The 17607-nt window shown below is 43.3% G+C and carries 20 protein-coding genes; 11 read left to right on the top strand and 9 right to left on the bottom strand.

Annotated features, from left to right (window positions below):
- Nucleotides 1-5 precede the first annotated feature (5 nt).
- The 6 genes from IH597_00860 (at nucleotide 6) to IH597_00835 (ending at nucleotide 6282) form a co-directional block, all read left to right on the top strand.
- Nucleotides 6-1994, top strand: a complete 1989-nt coding sequence (locus tag IH597_00860) for a biotin/lipoyl-binding protein (GenBank protein ID MBE0660990.1) — start codon at nucleotides 6-8, stop codon at nucleotides 1992-1994.
- A 63-nt stretch (nucleotides 1995-2057) separates the two neighbouring features.
- On the top strand, nucleotides 2058-3203 hold the full coding sequence (locus IH597_00855; protein ID MBE0660989.1) for an acyl-CoA dehydrogenase family protein: 1146 nt from the start codon (nucleotides 2058-2060) through the stop codon (nucleotides 3201-3203).
- A 77-nt stretch (nucleotides 3204-3280) separates the two neighbouring features.
- Nucleotides 3281-3649 (top strand): four helix bundle protein, encoded by a 369-nt coding sequence (locus IH597_00850; GenBank protein MBE0660988.1) that lies wholly within the window; start codon nucleotides 3281-3283, stop codon nucleotides 3647-3649.
- A gap of 86 nt (nucleotides 3650-3735) precedes the next feature.
- A complete protein-coding gene (locus IH597_00845) occupies nucleotides 3736-4632 on the top strand; it encodes a hydroxymethylglutaryl-CoA lyase (protein ID MBE0660987.1) in 897 nt (298 codons plus the stop codon).
- Nucleotides 4633-4861: 229 nt separating this feature from the next.
- The gene (locus tag IH597_00840; protein MBE0660986.1) at nucleotides 4862-5551 is read left to right on the top strand and encodes a CoA transferase subunit A; all 690 of its coding nucleotides are present in this window, start codon (nucleotides 4862-4864) and stop codon (nucleotides 5549-5551) included.
- A gap of 74 nt (nucleotides 5552-5625) precedes the next feature.
- Nucleotides 5626-6282, top strand: a complete 657-nt coding sequence (locus IH597_00835; GenBank protein MBE0660985.1) for a CoA transferase subunit B — start codon at nucleotides 5626-5628, stop codon at nucleotides 6280-6282.
- Nucleotides 6283-6361: 79 nt separating this feature from the next.
- Here IH597_00835 and IH597_00830 read toward each other — a convergent pair whose 3' ends face one another.
- The 3 genes from IH597_00830 to IH597_00820 all read right to left on the bottom strand — a co-directional run bounded on the left by IH597_00830 (nucleotide 6362) and on the right by IH597_00820 (nucleotide 8304).
- Entirely contained in the window at nucleotides 6362-7447 is a 1086-nt protein-coding gene (locus IH597_00830; protein ID MBE0660984.1) for a mannose-1-phosphate guanylyltransferase, read from the bottom strand.
- A gap of 61 nt (nucleotides 7448-7508) precedes the next feature.
- The gene (locus IH597_00825; protein MBE0660983.1) at nucleotides 7509-8117 is read right to left on the bottom strand and encodes a SprT-like domain-containing protein; all 609 of its coding nucleotides are present in this window, start codon (nucleotides 8115-8117) and stop codon (nucleotides 7509-7511) included.
- Nucleotides 8092-8304 carry a hypothetical protein gene (locus IH597_00820; protein MBE0660982.1) on the bottom strand — a complete coding sequence of 71 codons (213 nt, stop codon included), beginning with the start codon at nucleotides 8302-8304 and terminating at the stop codon, nucleotides 8092-8094. The genes IH597_00825 and IH597_00820 overlap by 26 nt, the downstream gene beginning before the upstream one ends.
- A gap of 384 nt (nucleotides 8305-8688) precedes the next feature.
- On the opposite strand from IH597_00820, the gene IH597_00815 reads away from it, so the two are divergent.
- The 3 genes from IH597_00815 to IH597_00805 are packed head-to-tail and all read left to right on the top strand — an operon-like array spanning nucleotide 8689 to nucleotide 10716.
- Complete coding sequence (locus tag IH597_00815; GenBank protein MBE0660981.1) at nucleotides 8689-9429, top strand: ABC transporter permease; 741 nt, start codon at nucleotides 8689-8691, stop codon at nucleotides 9427-9429.
- On the top strand, nucleotides 9426-10172 hold the full coding sequence (locus IH597_00810; GenBank protein ID MBE0660980.1) for an ABC transporter ATP-binding protein: 747 nt from the start codon (nucleotides 9426-9428) through the stop codon (nucleotides 10170-10172). The genes IH597_00815 and IH597_00810 overlap by 4 nt, the downstream gene beginning before the upstream one ends.
- A gap of 10 nt (nucleotides 10173-10182) precedes the next feature.
- On the top strand, nucleotides 10183-10716 hold the full coding sequence (locus IH597_00805; GenBank protein ID MBE0660979.1) for a CvpA family protein: 534 nt from the start codon (nucleotides 10183-10185) through the stop codon (nucleotides 10714-10716).
- On the opposite strand, the gene prfB is transcribed toward IH597_00805, so the two are convergent.
- The 4 genes from prfB to IH597_00785 form a co-directional block, all read right to left on the bottom strand.
- Nucleotides 10713-11802 (bottom strand): peptide chain release factor 2 gene (gene prfB, locus IH597_00800; GenBank protein ID MBE0660978.1). Its coding sequence is split into 2 segments (ribosomal slippage): nucleotides 10713-11738 and nucleotides 11740-11802, totalling 1089 coding nucleotides; the frame shifts between segments, so codons are not numbered across the junction. The two genes, IH597_00805 and prfB, sit on opposite strands and share 4 nt — an antisense overlap.
- Nucleotides 11802-12284, bottom strand: coding sequence for a RecX family transcriptional regulator (locus IH597_00795; GenBank protein ID MBE0660977.1), 483 nt, complete (start codon nucleotides 12282-12284; stop codon nucleotides 11802-11804). Before IH597_00795 ends, prfB begins: the two co-directional genes overlap by 1 nt.
- A gap of 13 nt (nucleotides 12285-12297) precedes the next feature.
- Complete coding sequence (locus IH597_00790; GenBank protein MBE0660976.1) at nucleotides 12298-12768, bottom strand: FKBP-type peptidyl-prolyl cis-trans isomerase; 471 nt, start codon at nucleotides 12766-12768, stop codon at nucleotides 12298-12300.
- A 6-nt stretch (nucleotides 12769-12774) separates the two neighbouring features.
- Nucleotides 12775-13467 (bottom strand): NAD-dependent deacylase, encoded by a 693-nt coding sequence (locus IH597_00785; protein MBE0660975.1) that lies wholly within the window; start codon nucleotides 13465-13467, stop codon nucleotides 12775-12777.
- 198 nt (nucleotides 13468-13665) lie between these two features.
- On the opposite strand from IH597_00785, the gene IH597_00780 reads away from it, so the two are divergent.
- On the top strand, nucleotides 13666-14337 hold the full coding sequence (locus IH597_00780) for a hypothetical protein (protein ID MBE0660974.1): 672 nt from the start codon (nucleotides 13666-13668) through the stop codon (nucleotides 14335-14337).
- A gap of 358 nt (nucleotides 14338-14695) precedes the next feature.
- Here the strand turns inward: IH597_00780 and IH597_00775 are convergent, their stop codons facing one another.
- Nucleotides 14696-15010: a helix-turn-helix transcriptional regulator gene (locus tag IH597_00775; protein ID MBE0660973.1), complete on the bottom strand. Its 315-nt coding sequence runs from the start codon at nucleotides 15008-15010 to the stop codon at nucleotides 14696-14698.
- Nucleotides 15011-15012: 2 nt separating this feature from the next.
- Nucleotides 15013-15360 (bottom strand): type II toxin-antitoxin system RelE/ParE family toxin, encoded by a 348-nt coding sequence (locus IH597_00770; GenBank protein ID MBE0660972.1) that lies wholly within the window; start codon nucleotides 15358-15360, stop codon nucleotides 15013-15015.
- A gap of 456 nt (nucleotides 15361-15816) precedes the next feature.
- Here IH597_00770 and IH597_00765 point away from each other — a divergent pair, with 456 nt between their 5' ends.
- On the top strand, nucleotides 15817-17586 hold the full coding sequence (locus IH597_00765) for an SLC13 family permease (GenBank protein ID MBE0660971.1): 1770 nt from the start codon (nucleotides 15817-15819) through the stop codon (nucleotides 17584-17586).
- Nucleotides 17587-17607: the final 21 nt, after the last annotated feature.

The following is a 17607-nucleotide window of genomic DNA, read 5'->3' as shown; positions in this document are numbered from 1 at the left end:
TGAAAATGAATAAAATCCTGATTGCCAACCGCGGCGAAATCGCTTGCCGCATCATCCGCACCGCCCGTCGCATAGGAATTGGCACAGTGGCTGTTTATCATGCGCTTGATAAGGATTCGCTCCATGTAAGCCAGGCCGGTGAAGCTTTTTCATTGGGCGATGGTTCGCTGGCCGATACTTATCTGAACATTGCCAAGCTGATTGAGATCGCAAAACTAAGCCGCTGCGATGCCGTTCATCCCGGCTATGGTTTTTTATCAGAGAACCACTTGTTTGCAAAGGCTTGTGCTGATGCCGGTCTCATCTTTATCGGTCCGACCCCGGAGGCAATTCTGCTAATGGGAAATAAACTGCAGGCAAGGGATTTTGCAATCAAATCCGGATTGCCTGTTGCACCCGGATACACCCTGAAAGATGAACATGACCTTCCCGATCTTAACGAGAAAGACTTTCCCTTCCTTGTAAAAGCCGCAGCCGGCGGTGGCGGCAAAGGCATGCGGATCGTAAATAATAAATCAGAGATCAAAGAAGCAATTATTTCCACACAACGTGAAGCAGGTAACTATTTTGGCGATCCTACGGTTTACATTGAGAAATTCATCGAAAGCCCCCGCCATATTGAGGTGCAGGTGCTGGGTGACCAGCATGGCAACGCCATTCATCTTTTCGAACGCGAATGCAGCATCCAACGACGCTACCAAAAAATCATCGAGGAATCTCCATCAGTTACACTTACTCCTGAAAAGCGAAGTGAAATTTGTGAAGCGGCTGTGAAGCTCGCTAAAACCATTGGCTACAGCAACGCCGGCACTATCGAATTCCTGGTGGATAAAAACCTCAATTTTTATTTCCTTGAAATGAATACCCGCATCCAGGTGGAACATCCCGTTACTGAAATGGTTACCGGCTACGACCTGGTTGAAGAGCAGATTCTCATTGCAGCAGGACAACCTTTGCGGATCAAACAGGAAGATGTAATACAAAAAGGCCACGCCATTGAGTGCCGGATTTATGCAGAAGCTCCGTCCAAAGATTTCCTGCCTTCGCCCGGGCATATTCATCTCTATCGCGAACCCAAAGGAGCCAACATCCGTGTTGACAGCTTTATTGCCGAAAGCGCAACCATAACAGGCGCTTTTGATCCGATGATCAGCAAGCTGGTGGTATGGGGAGAGGATCGCACAAAAGCAATTGATAAGAGCATAGCGGCCCTTAATGATTTTATTGTGCATGGCATCCGCTCCAACGTTGATTATCTCAGGGGAGTGTTGCAACATCCCGCATACAGAAAAAATGAGTTCTCCACGGCATTCTGTAAGGATCACACCAATGCTATTATTGAAGAAATTAAATCGGAGAGAAAGCGAAAGAATGAGGCCACAGTAATGATGGCTGCTTTACTTTTTTCACTTGAGAACGCAAAGCAAGCGCAAAGCAAAAGTATATGGCAGCAAACCGGTTACTGGCGCCACCTGATGCAAATTCCTATTCAATGCGATGAAGTGATTTGCAGGATCAAAGTTATGTCAAAAGCCAAGGGCCATTATTTTTTCATGAAGGGAAACCAAAGATTTGAGTGCATTGTTAATAATATCAATGGTCCACTGCTGGATTTGAGCATTGACGGTGAAAGACTTCAGGCTTTGATATCGGTGGACAGCAAACGCCACCTCATTGTTCGCATGCATGGATTTGACTTTGAGGTAAAGCGTGCCGATGTGCTGACCGATGAACTGGTTTTAGGAGCATCAGGTCAGGGAACCGGCCGGCATGATGATGAACTCACCTCGCCCATGCCCGGAAAAGTAATTGATGTGCGTGTGAAACCCGGCGATGAGGTAGAAAAAGGTGATATTTTGCTCATCATCGAATCCATGAAAATGGAAAACAATATCTTAGCCCCTTATAAAGCAACAGTTGAATCCGTGAATGTTGAAAAAGGAAGCATGGTGGGAGGAGCTGTTGTATTGATTAAACTAAATTTAAAAGAATAGACTTATTTCGGATTGCCGATTTAAATCCGAAATCAGCAATCGTAAATCTAAAATATCACAGAGATGGATTTTAATTTAAGCGAAGAACACAAATTAATCAGGCGGACCGTGAGGGATTTTGCCGAAAGGGAAATTCGTCCCATTGCAAAGGAACTGGATGAAAAAGCAGAATTCTCCATGGATCTGACCCGGAAAATGGGCGAGATTGGCTTATTCGGCATCACAGCACCTGTTGAATATGGTGGACATGGGATGGACACCTTATCGTACATCATCGCCGTGGAAGAGCTTGCCAGGATTGATGGTTCGCAAGCCGCTACTATTGCCGCTCACAATTCCCTGGGCATAAGTCCACTTTTATACTATGGAACTGAAGAACAAAAGAAACGCTACGTTCCTCAGCTTTGTACCGGTGAAAAGCTCTGGGCATTTGGCCTCACCGAGCCCGAAGCCGGTTCCGATTCACGGGCCAGTAAAACTAACGCCAGGCTTGAAAATGGCGAGTGGATCATCAATGGGTCAAAGATTTTCATTACCAACGGTTCAACTGAAATAACTGCAGGAGTTACTGTGCAAGCGATTACAGGAAACACAAACGGGAAAAAAGAGTTTTCATGCTTCATCATGGAAAAAGGAACGCCCGGCTATACTGCATCACCGCTGCATGGCAAAATGATGTGGCGCGCTTCCGATACCGCCGAGATGTTCTTCGACGAGTGCCGCGTTCCTGAAGAAAACCTTCTGGGCAAACGTGGCGAAGGTTCCAAAATCATGCTCAAAACACTTGATGGCGGTAGACTTTCCATCGCAGCCATGGGATTGGGCCATGCACAAGGCGCGTTCGAATTGGCACTGCAATACTCAAAAGAACGCAAGCAATTCGGTCAACCAATATCAAAATTCCAGGTAATTGCCTTCAAACTTGCAGATATGGCCATGAAGATTGAGCTTGCCCGCACATTCCTCTACAAAGCCTGCTGGATGAAAGATCAGGGCATGTCCTTCGGCAAGGAATCCGCCATGGCAAAACTCTATTGTTCTGAGATCGCCAAAGAAATTGCTGACGAAGCCGTTCAGATCCACGGTGGCTATGGGCTTCTCAAAGATTATGAGATTGAACGTCATTACCGCGATCAGCGTTTGCTGCAAATCGGTGAAGGAACTTCGGAGATACAGCGGTTGGTGATTTCGAGGCACATTGGGATTTGAAAAATAAAGGGACGTGGGACGAGGGGCGAGGGACAGTTAAATCAGAATGACGGCGATGTATAACTAATTGAGGGCAAATGAAGGATAAATTGGATGAAATCAGGTTTTATCAATTGGCCAAAGAACTCTGGAATGAATTCTGGGAAGATTCTGAAATGCTCATCAAAGACATACGCGGCAGAGAGATAGCAAGGCAAATGACTAAATCAATTGGTTCGATCAGTGCAAACATTGAAGAAGGTTATGGCCGTGGCACACACAAAGAGTATATGTATTTTATGAAAGTTAGTAGTGGTTCTGCCAGAGAATCTAAGGGTTGGTATGAGAGGTCAGTAAAACTTCTGGGTCAGGAAATTGTTGATAAAAGAGTAAATAAACTGGATCAGATTATTGCAATGGAAACCAAATCAATTCAAACACTAGAACTAAAATTGAATACCCGATGATCTTCAATTTCCGTTTGCCTTTCGCCCCTAGTCCCTTGTTCCCTTGTCTGTTAATGATGGCTAACCTCAATAACAAATAAAACAAAATGCATAAGGAATCAAAAGGCATCAAAATCACCGAATCCCCACGCGATGCAATGCAGGGTCTGAAATACTTTATCCCAACTGAGGATAAGGCTCGCTACATTAATGCATTGCTGAAAGTGGGATTTGACATTATTGATTTTGGCAGCTTTGTTTCCCCAAAGGCTATTCCCCAGTTCAGTGATATCAGCGAATTACTTGCACTGCTTGAAACTGATGGTTCGGATACAGAATTGCTGGCAATAATCGGTAATACCAGGTGGGGAGAAACCGCAGCAGCTTACGATATCATTGATTGGTTCGGATTTCCTTTTTCTATTTCAACAACTTTCCAGAAAATGAACCTGAACCGTACACCGGAAGAATCGTTGGACACGGTTAAAAGCCTGCTCGAAATCTGCGAGAAAAACGAAAAAAAATTCCGTGCTTATCTTTCCATGGCCTTTGGGAACCCTTATCATGATAAATGGAACATAGATATTGTTGCCGAATGGATTCTCCGTTTGAACCAGCAAGGTGTGAAACATATAGCTATCTCTGATACGGTTGGATTTTCTGACCCCGAAATCATTGCCAAACTATTTAATCTGATTTTCAAAGAATTTCCTTCGGTAGAATTTGGCTTTCACTTGCACACCAGCAGAAAAAAATTGCATGATAAAATTGAAGCTGCCTGGGAATCAGGATGCCGGAATTTTGACAGTGTGCTAACAGGTGTCGGAGGTTGTCCGCTGTCGGGCTATGAGTTGGTTGGAAATCTCGACACTGCTGACCTTATTTCATTCTTCGACCACAAAGGTGTGAGGCATGGCCTCAATAATCTGGAAATGGATAAGGCGGTCCAGATTGCCAATTCTGTATTCAGGCCGCCTATGCCAAAAGGAAATATCAATTCTTAGTTTCTACACCAACATCGTCGACTCAATAAACCAGCCATTTGCAACTCAATTTCACTCATTTTGTATAGTTTGGTCAACAAATTTACGTTAATTTGTGTACTTGTGTATTCAAATTTAACTATTTCTGGTTTTAAAAGTGTATTTCCAGGCTAAAGATTTGATTTGCCAATGGATTCTGAGAACCTAATTCCCATAAAAATGTTATTATTGCATTACACAAAGCTAACAAATGAATAAAGTAGTTAAAAACGCCCAGGAAGCCATTGCCGGCATTCAGGATGGGATGACCCTGATGCTTGGAGGCTTTGGCTTGTGCGGCATCCCTGAAAATTGCATAACGGCATTGGTTGAAGCCGGAGTTAAAGACCTTACATGTATATCAAACAATGCCGGCGTGGATGATTTCGGGCTGGGATTGTTGCTGCAAAAAAAGCAAATCAAAAAAATGATTGCCTCTTACGTGGGTGAAAATGAAGAGTTTGAGCGCCAATTACTCAGCGGTGAACTTGAAGTAGAGCTTATACCGCAAGGCACGCTGGCCGAACGTTGCCGTGCCGGTGGAGCAGGTATTCCGGCATTTTTCGTTCCGGCAGGCTATGGCACCGAAGTGGCCGAAGGCAAGGAAGTACGCGAATTTAACGGTAAACCCCACGTACTCGAACAGGCGCTTGTTGCTGATTTTGCGATCGTAAAAGCATGGAAAGGTGATACAATGGGCAACCTGGTTTACAAAGCAACTGCCAATAATTTCAATCAGCCCATGGCCATGGCGGGTAAGATCACTATTGCCGAGGTAGAGGAACTGGTTCCTGCTGGAACGCTGGATCCGAACTTCGTTCATACTCCCGGGATTTTCGTACAAAGAATTTTTCAGGGAGTGGGGTATGAGAAGAGGATTGAACGAAGGACGGTTCGTTAAGAAGATTGGGAGAAGGGGAGACAAGGAGATGGAGCGAGGGACGAGTCAGTTGGATTACGCAAAAAAATAACAATATGTCATTGACAAAAGAACAAATTGCACAACGCATAGCACAAGAACTAAAAGATGGTTACTATGTGAACCTTGGCATCGGTATTCCTACATTGGTGGCCAATTATATTCCAGATGGAATGCAGGTGACGCTGCAATCAGAAAACGGAATCCTGGGTATGGGGCAATTCCCAACGGAAGCAGAAGTAGATGCCGACCTCATCAATGCCGGAAAACAAACCGTTACCGTAGTACAAGGCGCTTCATTTTTTGATTCGGCTACCAGCTTTGCCATGATCCGTGGCGGTCATGTGGATCTTACAGTGCTAGGAGCTTTTGAGGTTTCAGAAAAAGGTGACATTGCCAGTTGGAAAATCCCCGGCAAAATGGTGAAAGGTATGGGCGGTGCGATGGATCTTGTTGCTTCAGCTAAAAATATCATCGTAGCCATGCAACATACATCACCTTCGGGTCAATCAAAACTGTTGAAAGAATGTACGTTGCCTTTAACTGGTGTGGCGTGCGTGAAAAAGATAGTAAGCAACCTTGCGGTGCTGGAAGTAACTTCTAATGGTTTCCGATTGTTGGAACGCGCTCCCGGTGTCAGCATTGACGAAATCCGCAACGCTACCGAAGGCACGCTCATTGTTGATGGGGAAGTTGGAGAGATGGAACTTTAGCTGGTTACTGGTTGCTGGTTGCTGGTTACGGAAGCTGCCTTCGCCTCAGCCTTCGCCTCAGCCTCAACCTTAGCCTTTCCTACACAAACCCCTCCCCTTTTTCAACCTTTACATCGTTCACAAAGCGGCGGATCTCCTGCTCGTCCTGTTTACGGCAAACCAAAAGTACATGGTCGTCTTCAACAACAATATAATCTTCAAGTCCCTGAAGTACAACAAGTTTATCTTTAGGCATATTCACAATGCAGTTTTTGATATCGTAAGCCATAACGTGACTACCAACTATGGCATTGCCGTTTTTATCTTTCGGGCGGTTCTCATATAATGAACCCCAGGTGCCGAGATCAGACCAGCCCAGATCGGCTGAAAGAACAAACACATTTCCAGCTTTTTCCATCACGCCATAGTCAATTGAAATGTTTTTTACAAGTGCGTAAGCTCTTGAGATAAAGTCATTTTCTTCGGGTGTGTCGTACTTGCCATTGCCTTCTTTAAAAATATCACTCACTTCAGGGAGGTATTTATCAAAAGCTTTCATGATACCTTTCAGGCTCCAGATAAATATTCCTGAATTCCAGAGAAAATCACCGCTTTTCAAAAACGAAATGGCCAGGTCGAGTTGAGGTTTCTCGGTAAATGTTTTGACTTTTGAGATGCGACTGTCATACGTGCTGTTATCGTCAAACTGAATGTAGCCATATCCAGTATCGGGCCGGGTGGGTTGTATGCCGAGGGTAAGCAGCCAATCGTTATTGGCTGTAGCATCCAATCCCGCAAGTATTGCTTCTGTGAATTTATCTTCTTTCAATATAATGTGATCCGAGGGTGCAACCACGATATTGGCCTCGGGGTTCTTATTAAAGATTTTAAAGTTGGCGTAAGCAATGCATGGTGCAGTGTTGCGGCGCATGGGTTCGCCCAATACCTGTTCATCAGTAACTTGTGGCAATTGTTGTTTAACCAGATCGCGATATTCTTCACTCGTTACGATATAGATATTTTCCGAAGGGCAGATTTTTCTGAACCGGTTGAAGGTAGTTTGTATCAGGGTTTCGCCGGTTCCAAGAATATCAATAAATTGTTTGGGACGTGCTGTCTTGCTCATTGGCCAGAAACGGGCGCCAACACCACCCGCCATGATTACACAGAAGTTGTTATGGTTCATGATCATCAAGATGAGTTGATATTAAATTGAATTTTTGTCAAATATAATGAAACCAATTAAATCAGGAAGTTTCTTGCGGCATTACTTGCGCCAGCGGGCTGAAAGAATACAAACGGTTGTTGTTTAAGCAAATGCACTTGTATCTTGTGCGAACCCGTTGTATTTTCCTGAAGGTGCGGTGGTGGTAAATGAAACTGTCGCCTTCGGGAATTTCTTCAATTGCTTTTAGATCCGAACCAGGGTCGTACTTCCTGAAAGCCAGCTTTAACACTTCATTGCCACGCCGGTAAGAAGTGCGGGGATGAAAAAAGACAGCAAAGGCTTGCTCAATATCTTCGGGGAATATGCCAGGCCCGCAAATGTCGGGAAGAAGTTCCTTGTAAGCCTGTTTCCATTCCTTGCCATGAGGCTTTACCCGCCGGCCATATTTCTCACAGCAAAGCAAATGCGCCATTTCATGCAGCAGGGTGGAAAGAAACTCGTGATGGTTCAGATTATGATTTACCGAAATGCGGTGCGGCATGCCTCGGTGCGGGGGGCGGTAATCACCCAGTTTGCTCATGCGGGCCGCCGTTATCCGCAACACTGCCTGATGAAGCTTTAGCCAATGATAAACCTTGTCAATACAAGGTTCAGGTAAAAATTTATTGAGTAAGTTTTTGTCCGCCATGATATGCAAACCAATCAACAGTAGCTACCTTGTTGTTACTCACCATTTCACTAAAGCGCGAACAATCGCACCTTTCACGGTTATATCTTTTGTGGCTCTTACGTCCTTTTCGCGATGAAGCGCAGGAACTTACCATCAATGCTAATATCAGGAATCCTGTCAGGTACAATGTTTTGCGGGTTCTCATTATGCAGGGTTTTGTTAAAATCAGGCAAAAATAAACATTACTCTTGTTCTTAAGTCATTTCTGAAGCTCAAGCAGAATATTAAACGATTTACCATCCGGGATATTTCAATGCATTCGACCCTCTGTTTGTCTTTTTAAGTTTTGACTTGTTTTCATAAGATTTCTCGCTAAGATGCGATGAAGGTTTAGAAGTTTAGTGGGTTTTGTAGGTTTAGAGAGTTTAGTGGGTTTAGAGGGTTTAGAATCTAAGCCTTGCGCCTTTGCGGTAGAATAATTCTGGTGCGGGTTCCAAATTATGAACCATAAACTAAAATATACGATCATAGCGTTTCTGAATAGGTCTTACTTTTTAGAATATGCTTAATTTAGCCAAAACATTATAAAATGCGGCTGCTTGACGAAATAGGAAGATACCTTCTTTTACTAAAACAGGTTTTTAAGAGACCCGAAAACGAGCGAATCTATCTGCGAAGGATCATCTTTGAAATGGATAGGCTGGGGCTTGATTCTCTTGGTATCGTGGTAATAATTTCGGTTTTTATGGGGGCAGTGTTGTGCATTCAGATGGCATTCAACATCGAACATCCATTAATTCCACTTTATACCATAGGATTATCGGTTCGCGAATCAATAGTGCTTGAATTCTCGCCAACCATCATCAGCCTTATCCTGGCCGGAAAGGTGGGTTCGCGCATTGCTTCCGAAATTGGTACCATGCGCATTACCGAACAAATTGATGCACTTGAAATCATGGGCATAAACCCGGCAGCTTTCCTGATTTTTCCAAAAATTGTAGCCACCGTTTTTATTAACCCGATTTTGATAATTATCAGCATGTTTCTGGGCGTATTTGGCGGCTGGCTTGCCGGGGTAACTACAGGATTGGTGTCATCTGAAGTATATATTTATGGTATTCAATCTTTTTTCATCCCATTCAATATCTTCTACGCCCTCATCAAAACTGCCGTTTTCGCCTTTCTGATTTCATCAATTTCCAGCTATTTCGGATATTACACCAAAGGCGGTGCTCTTGAAGTGGGAACCTCAAGTACCAATGCCGTAGTTTACAGTAGCATCATGATCATTGTATTCAACCTGATACTCACTCAATTATTGTTAACATGATAGAAGCCAGCAACATATCAAAAAGCTTTGGCGACCATCAGGTATTGAAGGACATCTCGATTAAATTTGAGCAGGGCAAAACCAATCTCATCATCGGAGCAAGTGGTTCGGGAAAAACGGTCCTGATGAAATGCCTTGTAGGGCTTGTAAAACCTGATACCGGTACCGTTGAGTATGATGGCCGGCCTTTTTCGGAACTATCGCGCGATAAAATTAAAGAGATAAGGCGCGAGATCGGCATGCTCTTCCAGGGTTCAGCTCTTTTCGATTCGATGACTGTTGAGGAAAATGTGATGTTTCCACTTTCGATGTTCACAAAACTTTCCCTTGCCGAAAAACGTGAGCGTGCAAATTTTTGCCTCCAGAGAGTAAACCTTGAAAATGCCAATAATCTGCTTCCTGCTGAGCTGAGTGGCGGGATGAAAAAACGTGTGGCCATTGCCCGCGCCATTTCAATGAATCCAAAGTATTTATTTTGCGATGAGCCTAATTCCGGATTGGATCCTGCCACCTCCAATTTAATTGATAACCTCATCAGGGAAATCACACAGGAATTTGAAACCACCACAGTAGTTAACACGCATGATATGAACTCGGTAATGGAAATGGGTGATAAAATTTTCTTCATCCATGAGGGCAATCTCTGGTGGGAAGGCAGCAAAGCAGAAATCTTAAAAAGCGATATAAAGGAACTCAACGATTTTGTTTTTGCCTCAGAACTGGCAAAAAGCTACAAACCATAACTCCATCATTATGGGAACCCTTGACATTATTCTCATCATTCCAATAGTTTGGTTTGCCTGGCGGGGCTTCTCCAAAGGATTGATACTAAGTATAACTTCGCTGGTGGCTTTGTTTGCCGGCATCTACTTTTCAATTCATTTTTCCGGCTGGGTAGCCAACTGGCTCGTTATCGAATTAAGCTGGGATGGTCAGCATGTAAATATTGTTTCCTTTATCATCACTTTTATCGTGGTGGTTGTGGTCATACAATTGATTGGCAGACTGTTCGATTCAGTTGTTGATTGGGCAGCGCTGGGTATTTTAAACCGTGTTGGCGGATTATTATTAGGTTTAGTGAAGTCGGTGCTTTTTCTTGGCATCCTGCTGTTTGTAGTGAACAACTTTGATACAAACAACAAACTTATCACACAACAAATGCGCACCGGATCATACCTTTACGAACCTTTATCATCGGTGGTTCCGGAAATCTGGCCACGGGTAAAAGAATGGTTCCCACAAAAATATGAGCAAACCGAAGAAGCAGAACCTGGAATAAGTGTTTAGGAACGCCCGAATTCCATCAGATATCTTTTTATAAAATCGTCAATTTCGCCATCCATCACAGCCTGAACGTTTGAAGTTTCGTAGCCGGTTCGCAGGTCTTTTACAAGCTTGTAAGGATGCATTACATAATTTCTTATCTGCGAACCCCATTCAATGAGTTTTTTGGAACTTTCAATCTTGTCCTGTTCTTCCTGCTGTTTTCTCAGTTCAATTTCATACAATTGCGATTTCAGCATTTTGATGGCTTTTTCCCTGTTTTGTCCCTGCGACCGGGTTTCCTGGCATTCAATTACGATGCCCGAAGGGGCATGGCGCAAACGCACAGCAGTTTCAAGCTTATTCACGTTTTGTCCGCCAGGTCCGCTTGAGCGGAAAGTATCCCATGAAATATCTGCGGGATTAATTTCTATCACAATATCATCATCAACTACCGGGTAAGCATACACCGATGCAAAGGAGGTATGCCTTTTGTTGTTTGAATCAAATGGCGAAAGCCTCACCAAACGGTGAACGCCATTTTCACCCTTGAGGTAACCAAACGCATAATCGCCCTCAAATTCAATTGAAACCTGCTTTACTCCGGCAACATCTCCTTGCTGCTCATCAATGATGATCGTTTTATACCCACTTCTCTCGCCCCAGCGCAAATACATGCGCATCAGCATTTCGGCCCAATCCTGACTTTCGGTTCCACCGGCACCAGAAGTAACCTGTATAATAGCGCCGAATTTGTTTTCTTCGCCGCTAAGCATATTTTTAAACTCAAGGTCTTCGATAAGCTTTAGGGTAAGCTTGTATTGCACACCCACTTCTTCCTCGGTGGCCTCATCAAGTTGATAAAAATCCCAGAGTACGTTCAGGTCATCGAGGGCGGTCATGGCTTTTTCATATGCCTTTACCCAATCGTTTTTCTCCTTTATGGATTTCAGTACCACTTCTGCTTTCTTGGTATCGTTCCAGAAAGCCGGAGCTTGCGTAAGCGCTTCTTCTTCAGCTATAAGCTGTTTTCTCTTGTCCACTTCAAAGGAACCTCCTTAAGGCTTCCAGCCTTTTTTTGAGGTCTTTTACCATTTCGTTTGTTACCATTATTTCAAGTTTATTGTTTTAAGAACTTCAAAAACCAATGTTGATTCGAACCCTTTGCCAAGTGCGTAAGCGGCAGTTTTGTTAATTCTGATGTTTGCTTCCCCCCTGGTAATTTTCAGCTTTTTCTCGATAATTTCCGTCAGTGTTATGCGATAATCGCCTTCATCAATCTGGTTCAAAGCATTATTGATAATTGCCGAAGCTATTCTTAACTGATACAAGGCCGCTGTAATCTTTAGCTTCCCCCAGCTTTTAATCCTGAACTTACCCCTGGCAAAATTATTGGCAAACCGTTGTTCATCAATATGACCGCTGTTGGTAAGTTCTTTTATAATCGTATTTATCCATTCTGGTTCACAACCCCATGATTTTAACTTCATCACTGTTTCAAAAATACTGCGATCCTGCACATCGCAATACCTTTCTGCTCTGGATTTTATCAGCTTGTAATCATGACTGTTTATAAAACCTTGTTCTTCCATACCGGGCAACAGCTTAATAAAATTCAACCAGCCGGATATCAAAAATCAAAACTGAGTTATTTGGAATACCCCGGTAAGCTGAATTTGCCCCATAGGCCAGTCGCGAAGGTACAAGTAGTTTTCCTATGCCTCCTGTCCGGAACAGCGGGATTCCTTCCTTCCAGCCATGAATCACACCCTGAAGGTTAAAAGGTGAAGCCTGACCGCCTTCATTGGTGTCAAATACGACCCCATCAAGATAATACCCTGTATAGCGTACGGTGACAGTAGAATATTGCGTAGGGTGTTCACCGGTTCCGGGGTTCTCGATCACATAAAATAAACCGGAAGCAGTTTCCTCTGCATCAAGTTCATTTTCAGCAATGTAATCCAGAATTTTTTTCCGGTCGATTTCTGCCTGTTTGTCTTCCTTATCCTCGCAGGCAATAAAAGCCAGGCTGAATAATGCCAGGATTAACAGAATGAGGGAAGTTGAGTTTTTCATTTTGTATTAGTCTTTGGTTGACATGAGTTCTTCAACAAGTTGCACGAGGCCTGTCCCCGCTTTTTCGGCAATCACATGCAGGTTCGCAATGTACTTCATATCCTTTGCGTTCGGATCAACAATATATTTGGGAACCTTTGGCGGCACATAATCAATGAGCCCGGCAGCGGGATAAACAAGCAGTGAGGTCCCGACAACGATAAAAATATCGGCACGGCCTGAAAGTTCCGCTGCAGAAACAATCATGTGAACTGCTTCTCCAAACCACACGATATGCGGCCTCAACTGCGAACCTTTTTCACAAACATCGCCTTTCTTGAGTTCCCATCCATCCAGTTCATACACTAGGCTGGGATCGGCAGTGCTGCGAACCTTCTTCAATTCGCCGTGGAGGTGAAGCACATTTTTTGATCCGGCGCGTTCGTGCAGGTCATCCACATTCTGGGTGATGATCTGCACATCAAATTTTTCTTCCAGTTTCACAAGTGCCCGGTGGCCTGCATTGGGTTCAACCTCATGCAATTGCTTCCGCCGAAGGTTATAAAACTGTAAAACCAGTTCCTGGTTTCTTTCCCAGGCTTCAAAAGTGGCAACATCCTCGATGCGATGGTTTTCCCATAATCCCCCGGCATCGCGGAATGTACTTATGCCGCTTTCGGCGCTGATACCGGCTCCACTAAGCACTACCACTTTCTTCATATCCTGAAAAGCTTTCTGCAAAAGTATGAATTCCCGGTGAATCTGAGATTTGGACAGCAAGGTTCGAAGCTAAGCATGTGTTTCAAGGCCTGGGCAGAATTTGTGCTGTATCTCAGGTATCGAATTAGACATCCTTGAATTTGCAATTCAAAATTATATTCTAGCTTTGCGTAGCAATGCCAACATTGGCAGTGCAATATGATAATAAAAGTGGAAGAAGTGGTGTTGGATAATTATAAATTATCCGGTGTTCTGAGCGGCATTGCAAATGCCGCTCAGCGGAGTTCCACCATTTTAAAAAATGAGATTATGAAATTATTGTTCACTATATTAGCTTTAATTTTATTCAATGATAGTTCTTATCCTCAATCAACCCAACAAGAAAGTTTATGGGGTGAATACATAATACAAAAAGAATATTTTATGCAATTAAGTATTTGTGAGGATAATTATTGGCATTTTACAAATTTTATTGCTATGCTTTTAAAAAAGACACATAGTTATCATGATCCTGATTGCAATTTCTTCGAAGTTAATGGAAAGTATGAGATTGTTGACAGTATTATATTCCTTTACGATAACAATGATCAATTATTCTTTTCACTAAAGATCCTTGATACCTTAAACATTCAGGTTTCTTATGCAAAGGATGGCCTAACTAACGGGGATTTTTTGAATCGAACAACGGCATTTTATCCAGGTCATTATTGTTCGGGGTTTCCAGAAAACTATGATTTAATCAGATGGATTATTTTTGAAGATAGGAATGAATTATGGAGATTTGGAAAGCCCGGCAACATATTTACATCTAAAGACTATGAAATTGGAAAACTGCCTAATGATTACTGGAGGAAAAATGAGAGAGATTAAAGTTCATTCTTATCAATAAAGCAACTTCCTTTATCTGGCTGATTCGTACCCACTCCGAACATCATTGAACTTCCAATTTAATAGTATTTTCTACATTTGAGGCACAAATGCCAAAAGCTTATCAAATAAAGGATCAATCAACGCCGCATTACCTTGTTTTCCAGTTTATGTTTTTGGCGTCATTAAATTTGCCTCCCCCCGGCGGAGCGGCATTTGCAATGCCGCTCCGAACACCATTGAATTTGCAATTCAATAATATTTTCTACATTTGAAGCACAAATGCCAACAGCTTATCAAATAAAGGATCAATCAACAGCACATTATCTTGTTTTCCAGTTTATGTTTTGGCGTCATTAAATTATCCTCCCACGCTAAAATTCAGATCGGAAAGTTCTACGTGAAGTTTTACTTTTGCCTTCAGCGCTGTGAATACTCTCAGCAAGGTGTCTAAAGTAACATTGCTTGCATTATTCTCAAGACGTGAAATCTGGGCTTTTTGAACGCCAATGAGTTTGCCCAGTTCTTCCTGGGTCAGGTTACGTTCCCGGCGTACCTGTCTGATGGCTTTTCCGATCAGGTCCAGCTGAAGTTCATACTCAAACAAGTCTCGTTCGGGTGTTCCGGTTTTTCCGATGAGCTTGTCCTGTACTTCGTCTAAGGTGTATGTTTTCATCTTCAAAGGTTTTTTAATTTGTCAGAAAAATATTGCTTGCGCATTTGAGCTGCTTTTTGGATTTCATGACCTGAAACTTTGCTCTTTTTTTTAACAAATCCGTGTGTAGAGATTACCATTGTTTCCTTAGCTGAGGTTTTGTCCCAAAAAGCAAGAAGGCGATATTGCAAACCATGATAAATGGTTCGGAACTCCCATATTTCATCAGTCAGCTTTTTGAATAGCTCCGGGTCGTTCTCCACCTGCACCCTGCGAATGTTGAAAAGTATTTTTTCGTATTGTTTCCGATCCAAGCCTTGCAAAAACACAAAGGCCTCCTCTAAAAATATTATTTCAAAACGCTTACCCATACTCGCTAAATGATGTGCAAAGATATAAATGTTTCGCTAAAGAGAAACATTTATTTGTTTTCAATGCCGGCCGGGCGGTATCGGAATCGCCCGTTATATTATTGAATTTGCAATAAACTAAAAGTTGTGCTACTCCGGCTGAGCGGTGCCGGAGATACAGTAGTGCTCCAAACATCCCCAAATCTGCAATTCAATAATCTTTACTAATCTCAAGTCACTAGTCCACTGGCTATCCAACATCCCGGTCTAAACAAACCTGCTTCCTTTATCGTTTTAAAGCATATTGTTGATGCTTCAGGTTTAATCAGGATTTGTGAAGGTTCGCAAAACAATAAAAGAACCTGATAGAAATGTAAATTGTTGTGTGGCTCGAATGTAATGAAATAAAAGCGCTGGTTATCTTAACCTAAGCCGGTATCGGATTTGTTGAAGCGCGCTAAACTTAGCGTTATTGTTATGGATCACCATATTGTTTTCGGAACCCTTGCCCTGGTGTTGGTACTTTTTGTCTGGGGCCGTATTCGCCACGATCTGGTTGCCATGATCGCGTTAAGCCTTCTTACTGTTGCCGGTATTATTAATCCTGAAAATGCTTTCAATGGTTTCGGGCATCCGGCGGTAATTACTGTTGCAGCCGTACTTGTGATCGGGAAAGCGCTTGAATACTCGGGTGCAGTGGATTTGCTAGGTAACAGGGTCATGAAGCTTGGTAATAATGTATTGTTGCAGATTGTTTCTCTTTCGTTGCTTGTGGCAGTTGCATCTGCCTTTATGAACAACGTTGGCGAATTGGCCATCGTAATGCCTGTAGCCATACAGATGGCCAGAAAAAGCGGCTACCCGCCATCTTATATTTTGATGCCTATTGCATTTGCTTCACTGCTGGGCGGAATGACCACATTGATCGGAACTCCACCCAATATTATCATAGCCTCATTTCGGGGCGATGAGGTGGGAGAGCCTTTTGGTATGTTTGCTTTTTCTCCGGTCGGTATCGTATTAGTCATTACTGGCATCGCTTTCATTTCCCTGATAGGCTGGCGATTGATACCCTTACGGGCAGCCGCGAAAACAGAAAAAGATCTCTTTGATATTGATGATTATATCACCGAAGTTGAAGTGAACAAGGAATCAAAGATCAAAGGCAAAAGCATCTCGGAGCTGGCAACAATCACAAAAGCCGATGTGCAGATTCTGGGTTTGGTTCGCAATAAAAAACGAATCCATGCTCCTGATCCTGAAGAAAAATTCAAGCTGAAAGACATTATTATCATTGAAACAGACGCCGATGGTTTAAAATCTTTTATTGAAGACAGCGGTGCGACCCTTGTTGGAGGCAAAAAGTTCAGAAAAGATGCAGAAGGTTCAAATAAAATTGCCATTACCGAAGCCGTTGTGATGTCAGATTCTTCGTTGTTTGGAAATACCGCCGCTTCACTACGTATGCGAAGCCGTTATGGGATCAACCTGCTGGCTGTGGCAAGGCGTGAGCAAAAAATCCACCGCCGGCTCGATCATGTAATATTCCAGACCGGTGATGTTTTACTGCTGCAGGGACGGGAACACATGCTTTATGACACCATCACCTCAATAGGTTGCCTTCCGCTTGCACGACGCGGACTACGGCTGGGCTACAAAACAAAAATACCACTTGCCCTCGGAATCTTTGCCGCAGCCATAGCACTCGTGGTTGCAGGCCTGTTTCCTGTTCAGCTAGCTTTTACAATAGCCGCCATGGCGATGATCCTAACCCGGATACTGCCTTTGAAAGAGCTGTATGAAAGTATTGACTGGCCGGTAATTATACTTCTCGGAGCTATGATCCCGATTGGAACCGCACTGGAAACCAGTGGAGGCGCTGAACGCATTGCCCATCTTGTTTTAGATTTAAAAAACAATATTCCTCCCTGGGCATTACTTGCCATTGTGCTTGTTGTAACCATTACGCTTTCCGATATTATCAACAATGCAGCCACTGTTGTTTTGATGGCTCCTGTTGCCATTGGTGTAGCCAAAGGACTTGGTTTTTCAGTTGATCCGTTCCTGATGGCCGTTGCCGTTGGCAGTTCATGCGCATTTCTGACACCTATCGGGCATCAATCAAATACTCTGGTAATGGGCCCCGGAGGCTATAAATTCTCTGACTACTGGCGCATGGGCCTACCGCTGGAAATCATCATTGTTGCAATCAGTGTACCGTTGATCATGTGGGTGTGGCCCTTGTAGAAGAGACAAGAGACAAGAGTC

Source organism: Bacteroidales bacterium, from assembly GCA_014860575.1.
Lineage (GTDB): Bacteria > Bacteroidota > Bacteroidia > Bacteroidales > JAAYJT01 > JAAYJT01.
This window is presented reverse-complemented; position numbering and strand designations above follow the sequence as displayed.

Excerpts from the sequence above, each read along its gene's own strand:
- IH597_00780 (MBE0660974.1), top strand. The coding sequence starts at position 13,666 with ATGATAATAAAAGTGGAAGAAGTGGTGTTGGATAATTATAAATTATCC.
- IH597_00770 (MBE0660972.1), bottom strand. The coding sequence starts at position 15,360 with ATGGGTAAGCGTTTTGAAATAATATTTTTAGAGGAGGCCTTTGTGTTT.
- IH597_00775 (MBE0660973.1), bottom strand. The coding sequence starts at position 15,010 with ATGAAAACATACACCTTAGACGAAGTACAGGACAAGCTCATCGGAAAA.
- IH597_00835 (MBE0660985.1), top strand. The coding sequence starts at position 5,626 with ATGTCATTGACAAAAGAACAAATTGCACAACGCATAGCACAAGAACTA.
- IH597_00860 (MBE0660990.1), top strand. The coding sequence starts at position 6 with ATGAATAAAATCCTGATTGCCAACCGCGGCGAAATCGCTTGCCGCATC.
- IH597_00805 (MBE0660979.1), top strand. The coding sequence starts at position 10,183 with ATGGGAACCCTTGACATTATTCTCATCATTCCAATAGTTTGGTTTGCC.
- IH597_00815 (MBE0660981.1), top strand. The coding sequence starts at position 8,689 with ATGCGGCTGCTTGACGAAATAGGAAGATACCTTCTTTTACTAAAACAG.
- IH597_00830 (MBE0660984.1), bottom strand. The coding sequence starts at position 7,447 with ATGAACCATAACAACTTCTGTGTAATCATGGCGGGTGGTGTTGGCGCC.
- IH597_00855 (MBE0660989.1), top strand. The coding sequence starts at position 2,058 with ATGGATTTTAATTTAAGCGAAGAACACAAATTAATCAGGCGGACCGTG.
- IH597_00820 (MBE0660982.1), bottom strand. The coding sequence starts at position 8,304 with ATGAGAACCCGCAAAACATTGTACCTGACAGGATTCCTGATATTAGCA.
- IH597_00790 (MBE0660976.1), bottom strand. The coding sequence starts at position 12,768 with ATGAAAAACTCAACTTCCCTCATTCTGTTAATCCTGGCATTATTCAGC.
- IH597_00785 (MBE0660975.1), bottom strand. The coding sequence starts at position 13,467 with ATGAAGAAAGTGGTAGTGCTTAGTGGAGCCGGTATCAGCGCCGAAAGC.
- IH597_00845 (MBE0660987.1), top strand. The coding sequence starts at position 3,736 with ATGCATAAGGAATCAAAAGGCATCAAAATCACCGAATCCCCACGCGAT.
- IH597_00825 (MBE0660983.1), bottom strand. The coding sequence starts at position 8,117 with ATGGCGGACAAAAACTTACTCAATAAATTTTTACCTGAACCTTGTATT.
- IH597_00850 (MBE0660988.1), top strand. The coding sequence starts at position 3,281 with ATGAAGGATAAATTGGATGAAATCAGGTTTTATCAATTGGCCAAAGAA.
- IH597_00840 (MBE0660986.1), top strand. The coding sequence starts at position 4,862 with ATGAATAAAGTAGTTAAAAACGCCCAGGAAGCCATTGCCGGCATTCAG.
- IH597_00795 (MBE0660977.1), bottom strand. The coding sequence starts at position 12,284 with ATGGAAGAACAAGGTTTTATAAACAGTCATGATTACAAGCTGATAAAA.
- IH597_00765 (MBE0660971.1), top strand. The coding sequence starts at position 15,817 with ATGGATCACCATATTGTTTTCGGAACCCTTGCCCTGGTGTTGGTACTT.
- IH597_00810 (MBE0660980.1), top strand. The coding sequence starts at position 9,426 with ATGATAGAAGCCAGCAACATATCAAAAAGCTTTGGCGACCATCAGGTA.